Source organism: Gottfriedia sp. ABJ_BB2_2 (assembly GCF_055484705.1).
In genome coordinates this window covers 23632-43028 of the sequence record NZ_JBVFKR010000006.1, presented here as the reverse complement: position 1 = coordinate 43028, position 19397 = coordinate 23632, and the positions used below count along the sequence as shown (strand labels likewise).

General features: G+C 34.5%; 20 protein-coding genes and 1 riboswitch. Of the genes, 12 read left to right on the top strand and 8 right to left on the bottom strand.

The features are described 5' to 3' along the window. The first annotated feature begins 5 nt into the window (after positions 1-5). The 5 genes from ACX6U0_RS14310 (at position 6) to speE (ending at position 5804) form a co-directional block, all read left to right on the top strand. Entirely contained in the window at positions 6-536 is a 531-nt protein-coding gene (locus ACX6U0_RS14310) for a gamma carbonic anhydrase (protein WP_464960562.1), read from the top strand. A gap of 209 nt (positions 537-745) precedes the next feature. After that, entirely contained in the window at positions 746-1279 is a 534-nt protein-coding gene (locus tag ACX6U0_RS14305; protein WP_464960561.1) for a phosphatase PAP2 family protein, read from the top strand. Between the two features lie 11 nt (positions 1280-1290). Further along, complete coding sequence (locus ACX6U0_RS14300) at positions 1291-2445, top strand: glycosyltransferase family 4 protein (protein ID WP_464960560.1); 1155 nt, start codon at positions 1291-1293, stop codon at positions 2443-2445. A gap of 199 nt (positions 2446-2644) precedes the next feature. Beyond that, entirely contained in the window at positions 2645-3490 is an 846-nt protein-coding gene (speD, locus tag ACX6U0_RS14295; RefSeq protein ID WP_464960559.1) for an adenosylmethionine decarboxylase, read from the top strand. Continuing rightward, entirely contained in the window at positions 3477-5804 is a 2328-nt protein-coding gene (gene speE / locus ACX6U0_RS14290) for a polyamine aminopropyltransferase (protein WP_464960558.1), read from the top strand. The genes speD and speE overlap by 14 nt, the downstream gene beginning before the upstream one ends. A 45-nt stretch (positions 5805-5849) precedes the next feature. On the opposite strand, the gene ACX6U0_RS14285 is transcribed toward speE, so the two are convergent. From ACX6U0_RS14285 to ACX6U0_RS14275, 3 genes are all read right to left on the bottom strand, one after another. Continuing rightward, on the bottom strand, positions 5850-6275 hold the full coding sequence (locus ACX6U0_RS14285) for an OsmC family protein (protein WP_464960557.1): 426 nt from the start codon (positions 6273-6275) through the stop codon (positions 5850-5852). Between the two features lie 372 nt (positions 6276-6647). Continuing rightward, positions 6648-7076, bottom strand: coding sequence for a FosM family fosfomycin resistance protein (gene fosM / locus ACX6U0_RS14280; RefSeq protein ID WP_464960556.1), 429 nt, complete (start codon positions 7074-7076; stop codon positions 6648-6650). Positions 7077-7091: 15 nt separating this feature from the next. Next, positions 7092-7424: a thioredoxin family protein gene (locus ACX6U0_RS14275; RefSeq protein WP_464960555.1), complete on the bottom strand. Its 333-nt coding sequence runs from the start codon at positions 7422-7424 to the stop codon at positions 7092-7094. A 224-nt stretch (positions 7425-7648) separates the two neighbouring features. Between ACX6U0_RS14275 and ACX6U0_RS14270 the strand changes: the two genes are divergently transcribed. Continuing rightward, positions 7649-8161, top strand: a complete 513-nt coding sequence (locus ACX6U0_RS14270) for a DinB family protein (RefSeq protein ID WP_464960554.1) — start codon at positions 7649-7651, stop codon at positions 8159-8161. Positions 8162-8201: 40 nt separating this feature from the next. On the opposite strand, the gene ACX6U0_RS14265 is transcribed toward ACX6U0_RS14270, so the two are convergent. Together ACX6U0_RS14265 and metK are read right to left on the bottom strand one after the other, a co-directional pair. Next, on the bottom strand, positions 8202-8735 hold the full coding sequence (locus ACX6U0_RS14265; protein WP_464960553.1) for a cysteine hydrolase family protein: 534 nt from the start codon (positions 8733-8735) through the stop codon (positions 8202-8204). 226 nt (positions 8736-8961) lie between these two features. Beyond that, a complete protein-coding gene (metK, locus tag ACX6U0_RS14260) occupies positions 8962-10158 on the bottom strand; it encodes a methionine adenosyltransferase (RefSeq protein ID WP_464960552.1) in 1197 nt (398 codons plus the stop codon). 208 nt (positions 10159-10366) lie between these two features. Further along, positions 10367-10479, bottom strand: a riboswitch (SAM riboswitch). A gap of 321 nt (positions 10480-10800) precedes the next feature. On the opposite strand from metK, the gene pckA reads away from it, so the two are divergent. Further along, complete coding sequence (pckA, locus tag ACX6U0_RS14255; protein WP_464960551.1) at positions 10801-12387, top strand: phosphoenolpyruvate carboxykinase (ATP); 1587 nt, start codon at positions 10801-10803, stop codon at positions 12385-12387. 835 nt (positions 12388-13222) lie between these two features. Here the strand turns inward: pckA and ACX6U0_RS14250 are convergent. Continuing rightward, positions 13223-13846, bottom strand: coding sequence for a hypothetical protein (locus tag ACX6U0_RS14250; protein ID WP_464960550.1), 624 nt, complete (start codon positions 13844-13846; stop codon positions 13223-13225). Between the two features lie 324 nt (positions 13847-14170). On the opposite strand from ACX6U0_RS14250, the gene ACX6U0_RS14245 reads away from it, so the two are divergent. Genes ACX6U0_RS14245 through ACX6U0_RS14235 form a run of 3 tightly spaced genes read left to right on the top strand, consistent with a single transcriptional unit; the run spans position 14171 to position 16748 of the window. Then, entirely contained in the window at positions 14171-15169 is a 999-nt protein-coding gene (locus ACX6U0_RS14245) for an ABC transporter substrate-binding protein (protein WP_464960549.1), read from the top strand. A gap of 15 nt (positions 15170-15184) precedes the next feature. Next, the gene (locus ACX6U0_RS14240; protein ID WP_464960548.1) at positions 15185-15949 is read left to right on the top strand and encodes an ABC transporter ATP-binding protein; all 765 of its coding nucleotides are present in this window, start codon (positions 15185-15187) and stop codon (positions 15947-15949) included. Then, positions 15909-16748 carry an ABC transporter permease gene (locus ACX6U0_RS14235; protein ID WP_464960695.1) on the top strand — a complete coding sequence of 280 codons (840 nt, stop codon included), beginning with the start codon at positions 15909-15911 and terminating at the stop codon, positions 16746-16748. The genes ACX6U0_RS14240 and ACX6U0_RS14235 overlap by 41 nt, the downstream gene beginning before the upstream one ends. A 438-nt stretch (positions 16749-17186) precedes the next feature. Here the strand turns inward: ACX6U0_RS14235 and ytkD are convergent, their stop codons facing one another. Further along, a complete protein-coding gene (gene ytkD / locus ACX6U0_RS14230) occupies positions 17187-17666 on the bottom strand; it encodes an RNA deprotection pyrophosphohydrolase (RefSeq protein WP_464960547.1) in 480 nt (159 codons plus the stop codon). Between the two features lie 165 nt (positions 17667-17831). On the opposite strand from ytkD, the gene ytzI reads away from it, so the two are divergent. Next, positions 17832-17987, top strand: coding sequence for a YtzI protein (ytzI, locus tag ACX6U0_RS14225; RefSeq protein WP_464960546.1), 156 nt, complete (start codon positions 17832-17834; stop codon positions 17985-17987). Positions 17988-17996: 9 nt separating this feature from the next. Continuing rightward, the gene (yidD, locus tag ACX6U0_RS14220) at positions 17997-18239 is read left to right on the top strand and encodes a membrane protein insertion efficiency factor YidD (RefSeq protein ID WP_464960545.1); all 243 of its coding nucleotides are present in this window, start codon (positions 17997-17999) and stop codon (positions 18237-18239) included. A 48-nt stretch (positions 18240-18287) separates the two neighbouring features. On the opposite strand, the gene menC is transcribed toward yidD, so the two are convergent. Continuing rightward, entirely contained in the window at positions 18288-19397 is a 1110-nt protein-coding gene (gene menC / locus ACX6U0_RS14215; protein WP_464960694.1) for an o-succinylbenzoate synthase, read from the bottom strand.

The window sequence follows — 19397 nt, the reverse complement described above, 5'->3', positions numbered from 1 at the left end:
TAAGTATGATATTACCATATAACGGGAAGCAACCCCAAATTGATTCAACTGCTTTTATAGCTTCAAATGCAACAGTTACTGGTTCTGTCACAATTGGAGCAAAAAGTAGTATTTTCTTTGGTGCAGTTATTCGTGGAGATGTTAACGATACAATTATAGGAAATGGTGTTAATGTACAAGATTTATGTGTACTTCATCAAAGTCCTAGCTATCCGCTAATTTTAGAAGATGGTGTGACTGTAGGGCATAGCGTCATCTTACATAGTTGTACTGTTCGTAAAAATGCATTGATTGGAATGGGATCAATTATTTTAGATGGAGCCGAAATTGGTGAAGGTGCAATGATTGGTGCTGGCAGTTTAGTTCCAGGTGGTAAAGTTATCCCTCCAAATTCATTGGCATTTGGTAGACCTGCTAAAGTCGTACGAGAACTAACAAAAGAAGACATTGAAGATATGAACCGTATTCGTAGAGAATATGTGGAAAAAGGACAATATTATAAAAGCGTTGAATCAAATCATTCACCGCAAAGCTAAGAGACTTTTGATAAGTCTCTTTTTTATTGCTCGTCTAAATCCTACATGGATATCAACTATACGATATTAAAGTCTGTACATTAGGCTTAACAGGTTTTCTTAACATTTTTTTACACTTTTACATTGTTCATTTACAAAAGCTTCTATTTAAATCCATATTCCTTTTTTATAATTAATTTACAAATAACACTTATAATGAGGGATGAAAAATGAGCGCACTTCTTCAAAAGATTTATACATTTGAATGCCAATTATTTTATCGCGTTAATTCATTATTCAAAAAGCGTTACTTGAATTTATTTTTTAGTACGATTACTCATCTCGGTGGAGCGACTTTTTGTATTGTATCAACGTTAATCCTACTAATTTACTCACGTAATGATTTACAACAGGTCTCTATTTTGAGTGCATGTACATTAACACTTAGTCATATCCCTGTACACTTTTTCAAAAAATTTTATCCACGTAAACGACCTTATTTAAAATTAGAAGGTGCATTTGTTCCAAAACAACCTTTAACTGATTATTCATTCCCTTCTGGTCATACAACAGCAATTGTTTCAGTTACATTGCCAATCATGATTTATATACCAATTACTGCAATTTTCATACTACCTATAATCGGCTGTGTAGCTTTCTCTAGAATTTATTTAGGTCTTCATTATCCTACAGATGTTTTTTGCGGTCTTGTATTAGGTACATCCACCGCCTTTATTTCACAGTTTTTGCTATATAACTTATGAGGGGGAGAAATATGAAAATCGCAATTTTTACCGACACCTATGTTCCTCAAGTGAATGGTGTGGCAAAAACATTAAATCGTTTCACAAATTATTTAAATGAAAATGGCCATTCATTTCATGTATTTTCTCCAGAAGATTGTGGAGCTAGTTCTACTGCAAATGTCACAAGATTAAAAAGTGTTCCGTTTAAAATTTATCCTGAATGCAAAATATCACTTCCTAATTTCTCTAAAATAAAAAAGAAATTACAAGAATTCAATCCAGACATCATCCATGTTGCTACCCCTTTTACAATTGGATTGTGTGGTCTTCAAATCGCTAAAAAACTGAATATTCCGTTAGTTGCTTCATACCATACAAATTTTGATCATTATCTTCATTATTATAAATTAACCTATCTAGAAAACTTTTTATGGAAGTATTTAGATTGGTTTCATCGACCAACAAAAAAAATATTCGTACCATCAAAGGATACTTTACATCACTTAAATACAAAGGGTTTCAACAATCTTTCAGTTTGGACACACGGAGTAGATTGTTCATTGTTTAAACCAGCTGAGAATAAGGAAGTAATAAAACAGAAATATAATATAACCTCAAAATATACGATTTGCTTTGTTGGAAGAATTGCTCCCGAAAAGGACTTAGATACACTAACAAATATAATGAAATATTCTAAACAACGCTTTGGTAATCAACTTAACTGGGTCATTGTCGGAGATGGACCAAAAAAAGAAGAAATGATGAAGAAAACTGGAACAGATCAGATCATCTATACTGGGTATTTACAAAAAAATGAATTAGCTGAAATTTATAGTGTAAGTGATGTAATGGTATTTCCATCAGATACCGAAACCTTTGGTAATGTTGTACTTGAAGCAATGGCATGCGGCACCCCGGTTATAGGCGCAAATGCTGGCGGTGTTAAAAATATCATAAGAGATTATTCTACAGGCATACTTTGTGAACCTAAAAATACATTGTCATTTTGCAGAGCAATAGAAGAATGTTTACAACAAACTAATATGTTAGATCGGATGTCTAAAAAATCCAGAGACTATGCGTTAACACAAGACTGGAACAGTATATTAAACGCTTTAGTAATGGAATACGAGGAAATCATCACACCTTCCCTTTCCCCCATGCTTTTCACTCAAAAAGCCTGAGTATGAATATCTCAGGCTTTTTACTATAAGAAATTTGAAATCTCCCTCTTATTTTAAGACTCCTTTGGAATTATTTCTCTATAGATAAAAGTTGATTACAACGGAACGTCTGAAAAAGATAACTTATGTGAATAATGCATAATTCATAAACAAACAATACATAGGAACTAATTATCTTCGTTACTAGGAGGACTTATAAATGAAGTCATCATCAAACAATAATCATATTCAACTTCATGGTTTTAATAATTTAACAAAATCATTAAGTTTTAATATGTATGATATTTGTTTTACAAAGACAAAAGAAGAGCGAGAAGCTTATATCCAATATATTGATGATCAGTACAATGCGGACCGTTTAACAAAAATATTAACCGAGGTTACTCATATTATTGGTGCACATATCTTAAACATTGCTAAACAAGATTATGATCCTCAAGGTGCCAGTGTTACGATTCTAGTATCAGAAGGTCCGGTTGATAACCCATCCTCTGAAACTTATTCGGAATCCCCTGGACCTTTACCTGAGTTAGTGGTAGCAGCGTTAGATAAGAGCCATATCACAGTCCATACATATCCTGAATATCATCCTGATGATGGCATTAGTACATTTAGAGCTGATATTGATGTATCCACATGTGGAGAAATCTCGCCACTAAAAGCATTAAACTATTTAATCCATCAATTTGATGCGGATATTATGACGATCGATTATCGAGTTCGTGGTTTTACAAGAGATGTTAGTGGATATAAATTATTTATTGATCATGATATTAATTCAATCCAAAATTATATCCCACAGAAAATCAAAGATTTGTATCAAATGATTGATGTAAATGTGTTCCAAGAAAATATCTTTCATACAAAATGTAAATTAAAGCAATTTGATTTAGATAATTATCTCTTTGGCTATACAAAAGAAAAATTAGATCAAAATGAAATTCAAGAAATAGAAGAAAAAGTTAAATATGAGATGGATGAAATTTTTTACGGGAAAAACCTTTGGAATGGTCCTGATATGGAGGAAATTGATGGATCACAATAAAACACCGCTTTTAACAGAATTAGTCCGCTATGCTAAGGAGGATATCACGAGCTTTGATGTTCCTGGGCATAAAAGAGGAAATTCACTTGAAGAGTTAAGAGAACTTTGGAGTGATATGGCTCTTAAAATGGATGTAAATTCTTCAAAGCGTGTGGATAATTTATCGCACCCAACAGGTATTATTCAAGAAGCTGAAGCGCTTCTTGCTGACGCATTTCATTCAGATCATGCATATATGTTAGTCAATGGTTCAACTTCAGGCGTACAGTATATGATTATGAGTGCCCTTGAACAAGGTGACAAGATCTTATTACCTAGAAATGTTCATAAATCTGCAATTAATGCCTTAATCTTAGCAGGTGCTAAGCCAGTTTTTATTGAGCCTGAAATCGATTATGACTATGGCATTGCAAATGGTATTTCTGTAAAAGCAGTCATGCACGCCCTTGACTTAAACTCTGATGTAAAGGCGATTTTAATTATCAATCCAACATATTTCGGTGCAACATCTAACTTAAAAGAAATCATTGATGTTGCACATTCAAGAAGTATTCCCGTCTTGGTTGATCAGGCACATGGTGCACACTTTTCCTTTCATCCAGATTTACCAGATAATGCTGCATTATTAGGTGCGGACCTCGTTACGTTAAGTTTACACAAAACAGGTGGAGCATTAACTCAAGCTTCTGTTTTACTACATAACGATGGTTTCATTACAAAAAATAGAGTTCGATCTACGATTAATTTATTTCAAACTACATCTGCCTCGTATCTGTTAATGTGCTCTATCGACGTAGCCCGTAAAAAATTATATTTAGAAGGAAAAGAGCGATTTGAAAAGCTCCTTACCTTAACTAGAAAAGCAAAACAGGAAATAAATGAAATGAATGGCTTACAATGTATAACCCGGGAAACATATCGCAATGGTGTAGGTGTTTTCGACTATGACGAGTTAAAGCTTGTTGTGAAAGTGTCAGATTTAGGTATGTCCGGCTTCAAGGTTTACGATATGCTGGCAGATGAATATAAAATTCAAATTGAGCTTGCTGAGCCAAATGTCATTTTAGCCATTATTTCTCTTGGCGATAATGAGGAAACAATCCAAAAACTGTTAGATGCTTTACGTGACATTAGTGACAGGTTTTACGGTAAATTACCAAAGTTAGATACTGACATTAGTGTCGCCTTGAAGAATCCAAAAATGGTGATGACACCAAGAGAGGCGTATTATCATCCAAAACGGATTATCTCAATTCATGATGCAAGTGGTTTAATTAGTGGGGAATCTATTATGATTTATCCGCCTGGTATTCCATTGTGTATCCCTGGTGAGCTCATTTCCACAGAGCTTATCCAGCATTACTTATACCTAAAAGATGAAGGTACCATCACTATTAATGATGATGATGATCCGTATGTAATTAAAGTTGTTGATAGAAGTTTGGAGGAAAACTTAATGGATTTATGGTATACAGAAAATCACCAGGAAGATACAAAGTTTTCAATTAAAGTACAAGAGCATATGCACTCGGAAAAAAGTGATTTTCAACAAATCGACTTTTTCAGAAGCGAAACATTTGGAACTTTTTTCACGCTAGATGGCTATATGATGGTAACTGAAAAAGATGAATTTATTTATCACGATATGATTACCCACATTCCAATGGCAGTGAATCCTAAAATCAAAAAAGTATTAATTATTGGCGGAGGAGATGGTGGTACTGCACGTGAAGTATTACGATATCCATCAATAGAAGTAGTCGACATGGTAGAAATTGATGAAAGAGTTGTTCGCTTATGTCAACAATACCTTCCATTGACCGCTTCAAAATTAGACCAAGATCAAAGATTAACACTTTATTTTGAAGATGGCTTAAAATTCGTACAAGAAGCAGATGATGGATACTATGACCTGATATTAGTAGATTCAACAGATCCAATTGGACCTGGTGAAGGACTCTTCACAGTAGCCTTCTACAACAACTGCAAACGAGTATTAAGTGAAGAAGGTATTCTAATTAATCAACATGAAAGTCCATATTACGAAAGCTATGCACATGAAATGAAACGAGCGCATTCAAAAATTAAAGAAACATTCCCAATTTCAAAAGTATACCAATTCCATATGCCTACATACCCATCTGGACATTGGTTATTTGGATTCGCTTCAAAAAAATATGATCCAATTAAAGACATAAAAGTAGATGAATGGAATGCACTTGGAATCGAAACAAAATATTATAATACTGATCTCCATGTAGGTTGTTTTATGTTACCTACATATGTAAGAAAACAATTAGATAATGCAAAATAAAAAAGAAAAAAGCATCTACAAAGATGCTTTTCTTTTATTTTACCATTAAAGCGTCTCATCGCTCTTTGTTCCATTGATCGTAAAGCTTGCTGAAATATTGGCATTTAATGAATGAGCCACTGAACAATATTTATCCTTCGAAAGTTTGATCGCTTTTCTAACTTTTTCAACATCTAATTCTCCACCTAAAATATAGTGAAGATGTATGTCTGTAAATCTTTTCGGATGCTCCTCAGCACGATCACCGCTAACCTCAATTTCAAACGATGTTAATGTTAATCGCATTTTTTCTAATATTAGTACGATATCAATAGCTGTACATCCCGCAACAGCATTTAATAAAAGTTCCACTGGTGTTGGAGCACTATTCTCTCCACCTAGTGACTCCGCAGTATCCATTTTTAATTCATGTCCCGAAGGCGTTATTCCTGAAAAAGCTAATTTACCATTCCATTTAATACTTGTGTTCATGATCAAATCTCCTTTTTCTAAAAATATACTCTGTTATTTTACTCTTATACAGGTTGTTAATTTAGAATGTGTTTGTTGATTTCAACTCAAGGATGCTCCCTTACCGTGCAGCTTGAGCTGAGCCAAAAGGCATGCTAAAACCACGACGTCCTGTCGTAAAGCATGCATGACTCACATCCTGTGGGCCTCATCTCCCACAAGAGTCTCCATTAATATTAGCATTTCCTTCTAATAATACTAAATAAACTGATCTGAAAATCATGTTTCCTGCACTAATATATGTTTTTCATAAATTCCTGTTATTAAAACTAACACATTATTCTCATATTCCGATTAGAGTTTGATAAAGAAGACTCGTTCATCACCCAAATTTTATTCTTCATCATAAAATGTCATATGGCTTTTTGATTGTTTATAATAAGACATGCGATCGTGTAAAGTACCAGTATGAAATTCAAACTTATGGCCGTCGGGATCGGTAAAATAGATGGATTGTTTATCTCTTTCATCTCTTTCGCGGCTAGTTAGAATGTTTACATTTAGGTTAAATAATTTCTCATACATACTGTCAACTTCATCTTCGTCTATCGAAAAAGCAATATGTGTATAGGATTGATATATCTCATTTCTTAGAACATTTCTTTCTTCATTTAAAGCAAGCCATATCCCATTCAAATCAAAATATGCAGTTGTTCTCCCCTTGACTAATAGCTTTGCATCAAAAACCTTTTGATAAAATTCAATTGATTTCTCTAAATCTGAAACCGAAAAAAGAAAATGATTGATCCCTTTAATCCCCAATGTTTTCACCCTCTTTTATTCTTCATAAATAAATGCTTGTTCCACGAGATTAAGTCTGTCAAACTCTTTTATTAATTCCTCTTCTCGAATGAACCTTACTTTCCTAGCAACTTCTTTTCCATTAAAGAAAAACAATATTGCTGGAACAGTGAATACTTGGTACTGACCAGATAACTCAGGAATCTCATTAGCCTTTGTATGTAGCAATTTGAAAGTAGGATACTCTTTTATGATTTCTTCAACAAGTGGAAATACTGCATCACAAACTGCGCAATTTAATCCACTCACAAAGATGACAGCACTTTTGTTCTGTGAGATGAAATTTTCTATCTCTTGAAATTTTTTCATTTTTTGACCTCTATTTTTTTGTTTGGTGGATTATGTAACAAACTTCTAAGTACATTAATTCTTTTAATATATTGATCGAAATAGAATTTTCAATTTTAAATGAATCACAATCTACTCAGTATTTTTTTAAAAATTCACTATTCTATTTACACAATTTTACCATAATGTATACTGATACTTAGTAGTTTATATTTACATAAAATGGTAAATTGGAGGAGATCGCTATGTTGAAAAGACCTGAGGCAACAGAATACCATGCAAACTTTAGTGGTTATATCGGACTTGTACCTGAAGGAAATTTAATTGAAATTCTTTTAAACCAAATTGATGAAACAAAAAAATTCTGCCAATCACTTACTTCAGATCAAGGTAATTATAAATATGCTGAAGATAAATGGACGATTAAAGAAGTACTTGGGCATATGGCCGATACTGAACGTGTAATGAGCTATCGTTTATTAGCTATTGCTAGAGGAGAAAAAGCTAATTTACCTTCGTTTGATCAAGAGGTTTATGCTTCTAATACACAATTCAATGAACTAGAATTACACCAAATTCTATTCGAATTATCAAATGTTCGTCAATCTACTCTGTCCTTACTTTCAACACTTTCTAATGAATCTCTACAAACCATCGGTTCGGTTAATCATGCTCCAACTACTGCTCGTGCAATGGCTTATGTAATTGCTGGGCACGAGCTCCATCATTTAAACATTCTAAAAGAGCGTTATGTATAAAAGGAAATACCACCGTACTAATTACGGTGGCATTTTTTATTTATTCAAACGACATATCCTTTGTTTCTTTTAAGATAGCGAATCTTCCGCCACCGAGAATACCATTATGATGGTTAATTATTTGAGAAGCTTCTAGATTTCCATTATCAAAAGTACTATGTGCGTCTTTAACTAATGTATTGTTGTAGCCTTTACTAAAGGCACTTCTTACAGTTGTATCAATGCAAAACTCAGTTTGCATTCCGATGATGACTAAGTTTTCGATTTGTAGTTTATTCAGCTCTTCCTGTAGACTCGTCTCGTAAAAAGAATCACAAGTTCTTTTTTGGACAACGATATCAGTTGAACGTGGTTCAATTCTCGGATGGATTTCCCAAGTAGATAAACCTTCTTTATATTCAGAGTCGTCCTCGGTATGCTGAATATAAACAATCGGCATTTTTGCTTCTCTTGCTTTTTCAACCAAACTAGTAATGTTATCTAGTACTTTTTCTTCATTATGTAACTTAAAATCAGGGTAAGTAAACATTGCATTTTGAACATCCACGACTAATAATGCTGTTCGATCATTCATTTTACAATAATAAGGAGTACATTCCCCTTATTACATTCACCTCCGTCCTTCATTTTTATCACGTTAGTGCTGAAAATAATACACAATCATATCATCTTACATAATCATACTTTTTGAAAGAAAAATTTAAAAAAGATAAATGACAATAAGCATTTATTCGATAAAATAATCCCAAAATAAAAAAGAGACTGTAACAGCTAATGCTGTATACAGTCTCTTTTAAACATTAAAGACCAGCTTCAGTTTTTAAAGCTTCTGCTTTATCAGTACGTTCCCAAGGAAGGTCGATATCTGTACGGCCGAAGTGACCATAAGCAGCAGTTTGTTTGTAAATTGGACGACGAAGGTCAAGCATTTTGATAATTCCTGCTGGACGTAAGTCAAAGTTATTGCGAATAACTTCTACAAGTTTTTCTTCTGAAACTTTACCTGTACCAAAAGTATCAATTGCAATAGATACTGGTTTCGCAACACCAATTGCGTATGCTAATTGAACTTCAGCTTTATCAGCTAATCCAGCAGCTACGATGTTTTTCGCAACGTAACGTGCAGCATAAGCAGCAGAACGGTCAACCTTCGTTGCATCTTTACCAGAGAATGCTCCACCACCGTGACGAGCATATCCACCGTAAGTATCAACGATGATTTTACGACCTGTTAATCCTGCATCCCCTTGAGGTCCACCGATTACGAAACGGCCTGTTGGGTTGATAAAGAATTTTGTATTTTCATCGATTAACTCAGCTGGTACAACTGGTTTAATAACAAGTTCTTTAATATCATTTTCGATTTGTTCTTGAGTTGCTTCTGGACCATGTTGTGTTGATACAACAATTGCATCAATACGAACTGGTTTGTTGTTTTCATCATACTCAACTGTTACTTGAGTTTTTCCATCTGGACGTAAGTATGAAACTGTTTCGTTCTTTCTTACTTCAGTTAGACGACGTGCGATTTTATGAGATAAAGAAATTGGAAGTGGCATTAATTCAGGTGTTTCGTTTACAGCAAAACCGAACATTAAACCTTGGTCTCCAGCTCCGATTGCTTCGATTTCTTCATCTGACATGCTTCCTTCACGTGCTTCTAATGCTTGGTCTACACCTAAAGCAATATCAGCTGATTGCTCATCGATAGAAGTTAATACTGCACATGTATCTGCATCAAATCCGTATTTAGCTCGGTCATAACCGATTTCACGGATTGTTTCGCGAACAATTTTTGGGATATCTACATAAGTAGAAGTTGTGATTTCACCTGCAACAAGTACTAAACCTGTTGTAACTGAAGTTTCCGCTGCTACACGAGCATTTGGATCATTAGCTAAAATTGCATCAAGAATTGAATCTGAAATTTGGTCACAGATTTTATCTGGATGTCCTTCTGTAACTGATTCTGAAGTAAATAAACGACGTTGTGACATTGAGTCCCCTCCTAAATTGAATTGACGGATCTCTTTTTTCTCAACATAAGATTAGAAAAATGTTTTCCTATATCTTATGTTTCCCATTTAAGATAAAGATAACTCAGTGTAAATTACGAAATTGCCATCTGTATTTAAGTTTTGAGCAAAAAAAAAGCCTTCCTCTTATCCATATTGCTTGAGGAAAGGTTTAGTTATTTGCCTTTCGCTCTTATCGTCCAAGACAATAAATTGCCTTGCATCAGGTTCAGCACCTTTCACTTAAAGTGAGGTTGCTGGGCTTCGTAGGGCCTGTATCCCTCCACCTACTCGGGATAAGAGAGTATCCGTATGAAAAGTATCATATTAAAAATTAACTTTCTTGTCAACAATTTTCATCATTCTTTAGACACATTTCAACATCTATAAAAAATCAGCACATGCTTTACATTCATTCCTATTAAATGGGAAATACCTAATAATATCTTTCATACAGGCTAATTTACTCCTTTAAGTATACTGTTTTACTCATTTTAAAATTTTTAATAATTTCGTTACACATTTTTCCAACTAATAGTATACACTATTAAAATAAATGTGTTATACTATTTAACGAGATACCTACATGGCAGACAAATTATATTTAAAGGATGGTATTAGTATATGAAGACAGTTGATGTAAATATTGAATTGAATGAATTACTTTCAAGTAATCACATGTATAACCAACTTAGCGTTTCTGAGCTAGTTGAAAAAGTTCTAACAAGACAAGAAGGTATTCTAACGTCAACGGGAGCAGTTAGTGTATCAACGGGAAAATATACTGGCCGTTCACCAAAAGATAAATTTATTGTTAATGAAGCATCTGTAGAAAACTTAATTGATTGGGGAAAAGTAAATCAGCCAATCTCTTCAGATGTATTTGAAAAATTATATAGTAAAGTACTTACTTACTTAAAAGATAGAAACGAATTATTCCAGTTTAAAGGATTTGCTGGTGCAGATACTGGATATCGTTTACCAATCCAAGTTATTAATGAATTTGCATGGCATAATTTATTTGCACACCAGTTATTTATCCGCCCTACTGAAGAAGAATTACTTACACATCAAACTGAATTTACGATTGTTTCTGCTCCAACATTTAAAGCTGATCCAGTTGTTGATGGTACAAACTCAGAAGCATTCGTTATTATTTCATTTGAAAAACGTATTATTCTAATCGGTGGTACTGAATATGCGGGAGAAATGAAAAAATCAATTTTCTCAATTATGAACTTCCTATTACCACAAAAAAATGTATTACCTATGCATTGCTCAGCTAATGTTGGTAATGAAGGTGATGTTGCATTATTCTTCGGGCTTTCTGGTACTGGTAAAACAACATTATCAGCAGACGCAGACCGTAAATTAATCGGTGATGATGAGCATGGTTGGTCAGACAATGGTGTTTTCAATATCGAAGGTGGATGCTATGCAAAATGTATTAATTTAACATTTGAAAAAGAGCCACAAATTTTCTCAGCGATTAAATTTGGTACAGTTCTAGAAAACGTAGTCGTAAATCCTGACGGACGTTTAGCAGATTATGACGATACATCATTAACAGAAAATACACGTGCAGCATACCCAATGCAAGCAATTCAAAATATTGTTGAGCCAAGTGTTGCTGGACACCCACATACAATTATCTTTTTAACTGCTGATGCTTTCGGAGTATTACCTCCAATCAGTAAATTAACGAAAGAACAAGCTATGTACCATTTCTTAAGTGGATTTACTAGTAAATTAGCTGGTACAGAACGTGGGGTTACATCACCACAAGTAACTTTCTCAACTTGTTTCGGTTCACCGTTTTTACCGCTTCCAGCTGTAGAATACGCGAAAATGCTTGGTGAAAAAATCGAAAAACATAATGTAAATGTATTCTTAGTAAACACTGGCTGGACTGGTGGAGAATATGGAGTAGGTAAACGTATGAATCTTTCTTATACAAGAGCAATGGTACACGCTGCACTTGAAGGAGATTTAAATTACGTTGAAACTACTCAGGATGAATTTTTCGGTCTTGCAATTCCTCAACACGTTCCAGGAGTGCCTGATCAAGTATTAGTTCCATCAACAACTTGGGAAGACAAGTCAGCATACGAAATCAAAGCGCTTGAATTAGTAAATAAATTCAAGGAAAACTTTAAAAAGTTCGAAGGCTTTGATGCTCAACTTGCTGAGCTTGGCGGTCCTATAAAATAATTTTAACATTGAAAGGTCTTCTAATCGAAGACCTTTTTTTGTGATGATTAAGTTTAATCTGTTATTGAAGCGTGTTGAATTCCGCTCCAGGTGCTCGCTTTCCATGGGGCGTGAGCTGAGCCTCCTCGGCGCACAGGAAGTGGTTCTTTCATGATCACAGTTTTAGTATGTCTTCCTTTTTACGCGCCTGTGGGGTCTCAGCATTCCCGCATTTCCCATAGGAGTCGAGCACCTTCCTCTCCATTCAACCTCTTAAAATAATATTCTTATTAAGGAATTAGTTAAATGAATAATAACATTTTATCTAAAGGCCAGTTTAAAGAAGTGTGTTGAATTCCGCTTCAGGTGCTCGCTTTCCATGGGGCGTGAGGTGAGCCTCCTCGGCGCACAGGAAGTGGCTCATTCATGATCACGGTTTTAGCATGTCTTCCTTTTTTGCTCGCCTGTGGGGTCTCAGCATTCCCGCATTTCCCATAGTAGTCGAGCACCTTCCTCTCCATTCAACCTCTTAAAATAATATTCTTAATAAAGGATTTGATAAAAGAATATTAACATTTTATCAAAAACCAAGTTAGATGAGGTGAGTTGAATTCAGCTCCAGGTGCTCGCTTTTCATGGGGCGTGAGCTGAGCCTCCTCGGCGCAAAGGAAGTGTTTCTTTCCATGATCACGGTTTTAGCATATTTTCCTTTTTTGCGTGCCTGTGGGGTCTCAGCATTCCCGCATTTCCCATAGGGATCTAGCACCTTCCTCCATTCAACTTCCTAATAATATTCTTACATTTGGGAACGCTGATCCTCGATGATTTCCAATATCCTTCACCGTCTTTTCCTTAATCAACCCAATTTTTTAATGACCTTTTCCACCCTTTTTCGTTTCGTTTCTTTTTCAATTTCATTCATTCTTGCTTTCAAGGTCATTATAAATATTTGTTTATTTTGTTGATCAATAATTGGCATTGCTCTTTCTGCGTACATTGGCAATTGGTTTGTTGGGCTTGTTTGTAGCTGTTGGATTAGATACTCAAAAGCCCTTTGTTTGTATTCTTCAATGGAGCATAGCTTGATTAAAATATTTACAACCTGATCCTTTGTTATCACTGAACCTTTCTCGCCTGCTGAAATAATCGCTGGTAATGCAGTAAAAATGGTTTGTGGAATTTCTAATACGATACTACTCAGTGCAGTCATCGCACCCCACTGAAGTCTATTATTTTTACTAGTAAGTAGTTTAAGGAATTCTTCCGTATACTCAATCAATAATGCTGGTTTACGTTCACCAATTTCATATAGGACTTTAATACAGTCATTTTGAATGTCTTTACTTTTATTTGATAAATTTTCGACTAGCTCTTTTACTCCATTTATATCGTTTTCTTGAGAGATTCTTATGGCCAATTCAATATTTGGCTCTTCGTCTCTTCGCTCTAGTGTAGTTGCTATTTTATTTAAAACTGTCACGTTTTTTCCACCTTTCGAGGGATTCATAATGAATAGTTAAAATCCTAGTATTAAAGGGTTGTCCATTTCTATTTCATTCTAGTCCGTGTGTTTCAATATTCTACATTTCATATGTACTTACCGTTTATTTTATCATAGTGATTTTTAATTTTAGGCTTTTAATTTGAAGTTATTGGATTGTAACTATTCATTCATTAGAATCTTACAGCCACATTCAATATAAGCATCACTATAGAACTATAGTTAAATATATCATTTCCATATTCACCCATTTTTTCCTATTGCATAGGCTAATGTATAGTATTTTATGCTAGGAGGGATTACATGAAAACTAAATTGCTATTAGTCTTATTTTTATTAATTGCTTCTGTTTTTGGGGCTTGTTCAAAAGAAAAGTCTAATGATGGAAAAATAAAGGTCCGTGTTGCCGAGGTAACTCGTTCACTGTTTTATGCTCCAGAATATGTTGCAATCAGTGAGGGAATCTTTGAAAAACATGGTCTAGATGTAGAACTAACAACTACTTTTGGTGGAGATAAAACAATGACTGCTGTTTTGTCTAATGGAGCTGATATTGGATTAGTTGGTCCAGAGACTACTTTATACGTGTATGCTCAAGGTGCAAATGATCCAGTAAAAAGCTTTGCTCAACTAACGCAAACAGACGGTACTTTTTTAGTTGCGAGAAGTCAAAAAGGAACATTTAATTGGGAGCAACTGAAGGGTACAACATTCTTAGGTCAAAGAAAAGGTGGTATGCCACAAATGGTTGGAGAATATGTTCTCAGCAATCATGGTATCGAACCACATAAAGACTTAAAACTGATTCAAAATATAGATTTCGCTAATATTGCCAATGCTTTTGCATCTGGTACTGGGGAGTATGTTCAATTATTTGAACCAACTGCAAGTATTTTTGAAAAAGAAGGAAAAGGAAAGATCGTAGCTTCGTTTGGTCTGGAATCGGGTAAAGTTCCTTATACAGCATTTATCGCCAAAGAAAGCTTCCTGAAAAAGAATGCTAAAACGGCACAAAAATTTACTGATGCGCTTTATGAAGCTCAGGCATGGGTAGACTCACATTCGGCAGAAGAAATTGCCCAAAGCGTTGCTCCATTTTTCCAAGACACTCCAATGGATATTGCAACGAAAGTAATCGATCGTTACAAATCTCAAAATTCATATTCAACAAACCCTATTTTAGAAGAAGATGAGTGGAACAATCTTCAAAAAATCATGGAAAATTCCGGGGAACTACCTAAGGAAGTACCACATTCTACTTTAGTTGATACAAAATTTGCTGAAAAATCTACTAAGCAATAGTAGTAGGTTATGCATATGAGTTATCTTACAGTTAATGAAATTTCACATGTTTTTCTATCAAAACAAAAAGCTATGAAAATATTAGATAATTTGACATTTAAAGTTGAAAAAGGTGAATTTGTATCTATTTTAGGTCCAAGTGGTTGTGGAAAAAGCACACTTCTTTCAATCATTTCATCTTTATTAACACCTTACGATGGTTCAGTTCAGTTTAAAGGTCATCCTTACGACGTTAAAACTGGAGAAATTGGCTATATGCTTCAACACGATTATTTGTTTCCGTGGAAATCAATAAAAGAAAATATCTTTCTTGGGCTTGAAATATTAGGGAAGGATACTGAAGAAAATAAACTAAGAGCTTTAGAATTGCTGAATGAAGTTGGTTTAGAAGGCTATGAAAATGCCTATCCAAGGGAACTTTCTGGGGGCATGCGTCAACGAGTAGCATTAGTGCGTACCTTAGCTACAAGCCCATCTATCGTATTACTAGATGAACCTTTTTCTGCTCTTGACTATCAAAACAAAGTGAAACTTGAAGAGTTAGTTTTTCACTTATTTAAAAAATTAAAAACGACTGCTCTATTAGTAACCCATGATATTGAAGAAGCTGTTGCTATGTGTGATCGCGTCATTACGCTTACGAATGTTCCAACGAAGATTTCAAAAATTTTTCACTTACCTGAAGAATTACGGAATGATTCACCATTTGAGGCAAGAAAGCAATCACTATTTCCTTCTTATGTTTCTTCGATTTGGAAGGAGCTGGAGAAGCGTGAGTAATGTAAAAGATGAGTTACAAACCTATCATGCTTACGTTATGAAAAAAAATCGCAGAAAGAAGCTCTTCGTGGTCTTCTTTCAATTATTACTAATAGTATTATTTTTTATTGCTTGGCAGCTATTAAGTCATAGACAAATCATCGATCCATTATTGTTTAGTTCACCTACTAAAATATACGATTTATTTATTACGAAGCTGCTGGATGGCACAATTTATCATGATGCTATGACAACAATTACTGAAACATTGGTTGGCTTTGTATTAGGAACAATCATCGGAATCATACTAGCAATTGTCCTTTGGTGGTATCCTTTTGCTTCAAAAGTACTCGATCCATTCTTAGTAGTCTTTAATGCAATGCCAAAAGTAGCACTTGGACCTATAATCATCGTTATTTTTGGTCCAACATATTCTTCTATTATTGCAATGGGGATTATTATTAGCTTTGTTATTACAGCTCTAGTCATTTACCAAGCATTTCAACAAGTTGATGAAAATTACATTAAAGTCATTAAAAGTTTTGGAGCTACAAAATCACAAGTCTTTAAAAATGTCATCTTTCCTGCTAGTATACCAACTGTCATTTCAACATTAAAAGTAAATGTCGGCTTGGCTTGGGTAGGAGTGATTGTCGGAGAATTTTTAGTTTCCAAAAATGGACTCGGCTACTTAATCGTTTATGGATTCCAAGTATTTAACTTCACCTTAGTTCTCATGAGCGTCCTCATCATAAGCATCTCAGCCGGTTTAATGTACATTATTGTTGAATATATTGAGAGAAAAACTGTAAAAAAATAGAAAAGTGGAGGCGACTGGTCAGCTCCGACAAGCATAAGACGAAAACAAAAAAAGGTGCTTTTTACCTTTATTTGTTTTTGGCTTATGACCTCGAGGAGCTAGGAGCCGGAACTAGACATCATGAAAAGTGGAAGGCGTTCGCTCAGCCCCGACAAGCATAAGGCAAGGACTAGGTAAGGTTGCTTTTTAACCTTAACTGGGCATTGACTTATGACCTCGAGGGACTAACGCCTGTAACTAGACAACAAGAAAAGTGGAGGCGACTGGTCAGCTCCGACAAGCATTAGACGAAACCCAATAAAGGTGCTTTTTACCTTTAATGGGTTTTGGCTTATGACCTCGAGGGGTTAACGCCAGTAACTAGACCTCATGAAAAGTAGCAGCGACTAAAAATTAAAATCATAAAAAAAATGCTCACTAGTACAGTGAGCATTTTCTTTATTTTGCATCCTTAACAATAGAGTTCACATAGCTTAAGCTGTGTGAGAATACTTCATCACGCATAATGAAGCTAAAACGGCGGTCTTTTTTAATGCTAGGTGGAAAGTCTTTAAACAGAACAGGTCCATTTGTTTCAAAATAGTGCTGCTGAGTTAAAAGTTCTCCAATATTAGCAAAGTAAATGTTTTTAATAATTATTTTGTCTTTACCTGTTACACGGTATTGACCAAGATAATTGATTGAAGAGACACTACCACCAGTTTCTTCTAATACTTCTCGTACAGCTGCTTGTTCAGGTGATTCACCTTCCTCAACTTTTCCACCTGGAAATTCGTATCCTCTTCTTTGGTGGTCGGTCAGTAGCCATTGATCTTTGTATTTACATATAACCCAAACATGTTTTGGATTAGGCGAGAATGGATGCTTTTCAAATGATAGTTCAACCGTGTTATGGTAAAAATCTTTAAATGTATACATTTTAACCTTCCTACATTCATACTTTGTTTTCCATTGTACTATGTCTATTAAAATGTTTCATCTATATTGATATATTATTCGAAAAACAAATTGAAATTATTTGATTGTCTTGCATATTCGACAGTATACTATATGATGATAGTATAATCATTAGGAGGTTATATAATGACTGGAGTTTATGTCGTTAGTGCAATTATTATTGTTGTTGTTTTTGGTGCATTTGTTTTGACTGTAAATAAAGGATACGGTGTTCAGCATAAAGTGGACAAACTTGATGATATTAAAGTAAAAAACAATCATGATGAAGATCTAAAAGAGTAATTATCATTAATGAAAACATTATTAATAGGTTTTATTAAATTTTACCAAAAATGGATTTCCCCTGCGACACCACCAACTTGTAGATTTTATCCCACTTGCTCACATTATGGTCTAGAAGCACTTCAAACACATGGAGCTCTTAAGGGAACCTATTTAACTACAAAAAGAATCCTTAAATGCCACCCGTTGCATCCAGGGGGATTTGATCCTGTCCCGGAAAAATATACAAAAGATGATATCAAAGAAACTTGAGCGAATGGACAAGTAGCCTTTGATATCATCTTTTTTTATTATGCCTCATCATTCATTCGAAAATTTAAATACTTTTTTACTAAGTTTTTTTATTCTATCTTCATCCACTGTTATGCCTAATCCAATCCCATTTGGAACTTTTACTTTTCCATTTTCTAACTTTACTTCGGGATAGATAATATCTTGATCCCAATGCCTTGATGAGGCAGATATGTCACCAGGTATTGTAAAACCTAATAGTGATGCAAGTGCGACGTTTTGTATTCTAGATATACCTGTTTCAATCATCCCTCCAACCCAAACTGGCATATTATTTTCAACACAAAATTGGTGGATATTTAGCGACTCAGTTAAGCCACCTACTCTGCCAGGTTTTATCGTAATAATCTTACAAGCCTGTAGAGCAGATGCAATCTCAACATCCTCTAATGAATAAATACTTTCATCTAAACAGATAGGTGTCGATATTTCTTTTTGAAGGATAGCATGATCCAAAAAATCACGATCGCCAAATGGCTGTTCAATCATTAATAATTCAAATTGATCTAACCTTTTTATATGTTCAATATCATTCAATGTATAGTCAGAATTTGCATCAATCATTAATGAAATCGTTGGGAATTGATCACGGATTCTTGAAATCACTTCATAGTCATTTTGCTTGGATACTTTGATTTTAAATCGCTCATATCCTTCTATTTGATACTTCTCTATTTGCTGTAGCATTACTTTTGGTTCATTCATGCTGACAACAACTCCAACTGGGATCTCTTCTTTCAACCCACCTAAAGCTTTTGCTAAAGATATACCATTTATCTTGGAAAATAGATCCCAAAAGGCACCTTCAACTCCTGCTTTAGTCATTGGATTTCCTTTGAACATTTTAAAGGTTTCTGCAACCTCTGATGGGTGAGTAAATACTTTGTTTAGTATGGTTGGTATCAAAAATTCCTGCAAAATATGAAGTGAGGTTTGAATCGTTTCTGCTGTATACCATGGTTCAGAAAAGGCTACAACTTCACCGAACCCTACTGTTCCATTTTCATCAGTTAGTTTAACAATAATTGATTCTCGGTTTTCATAAAGACCATAACTAGTTTTAAAAGGTATTTTAAGCTGCTGTTCAATTAAAAACAACTCTACTTGCTGAATAATCAA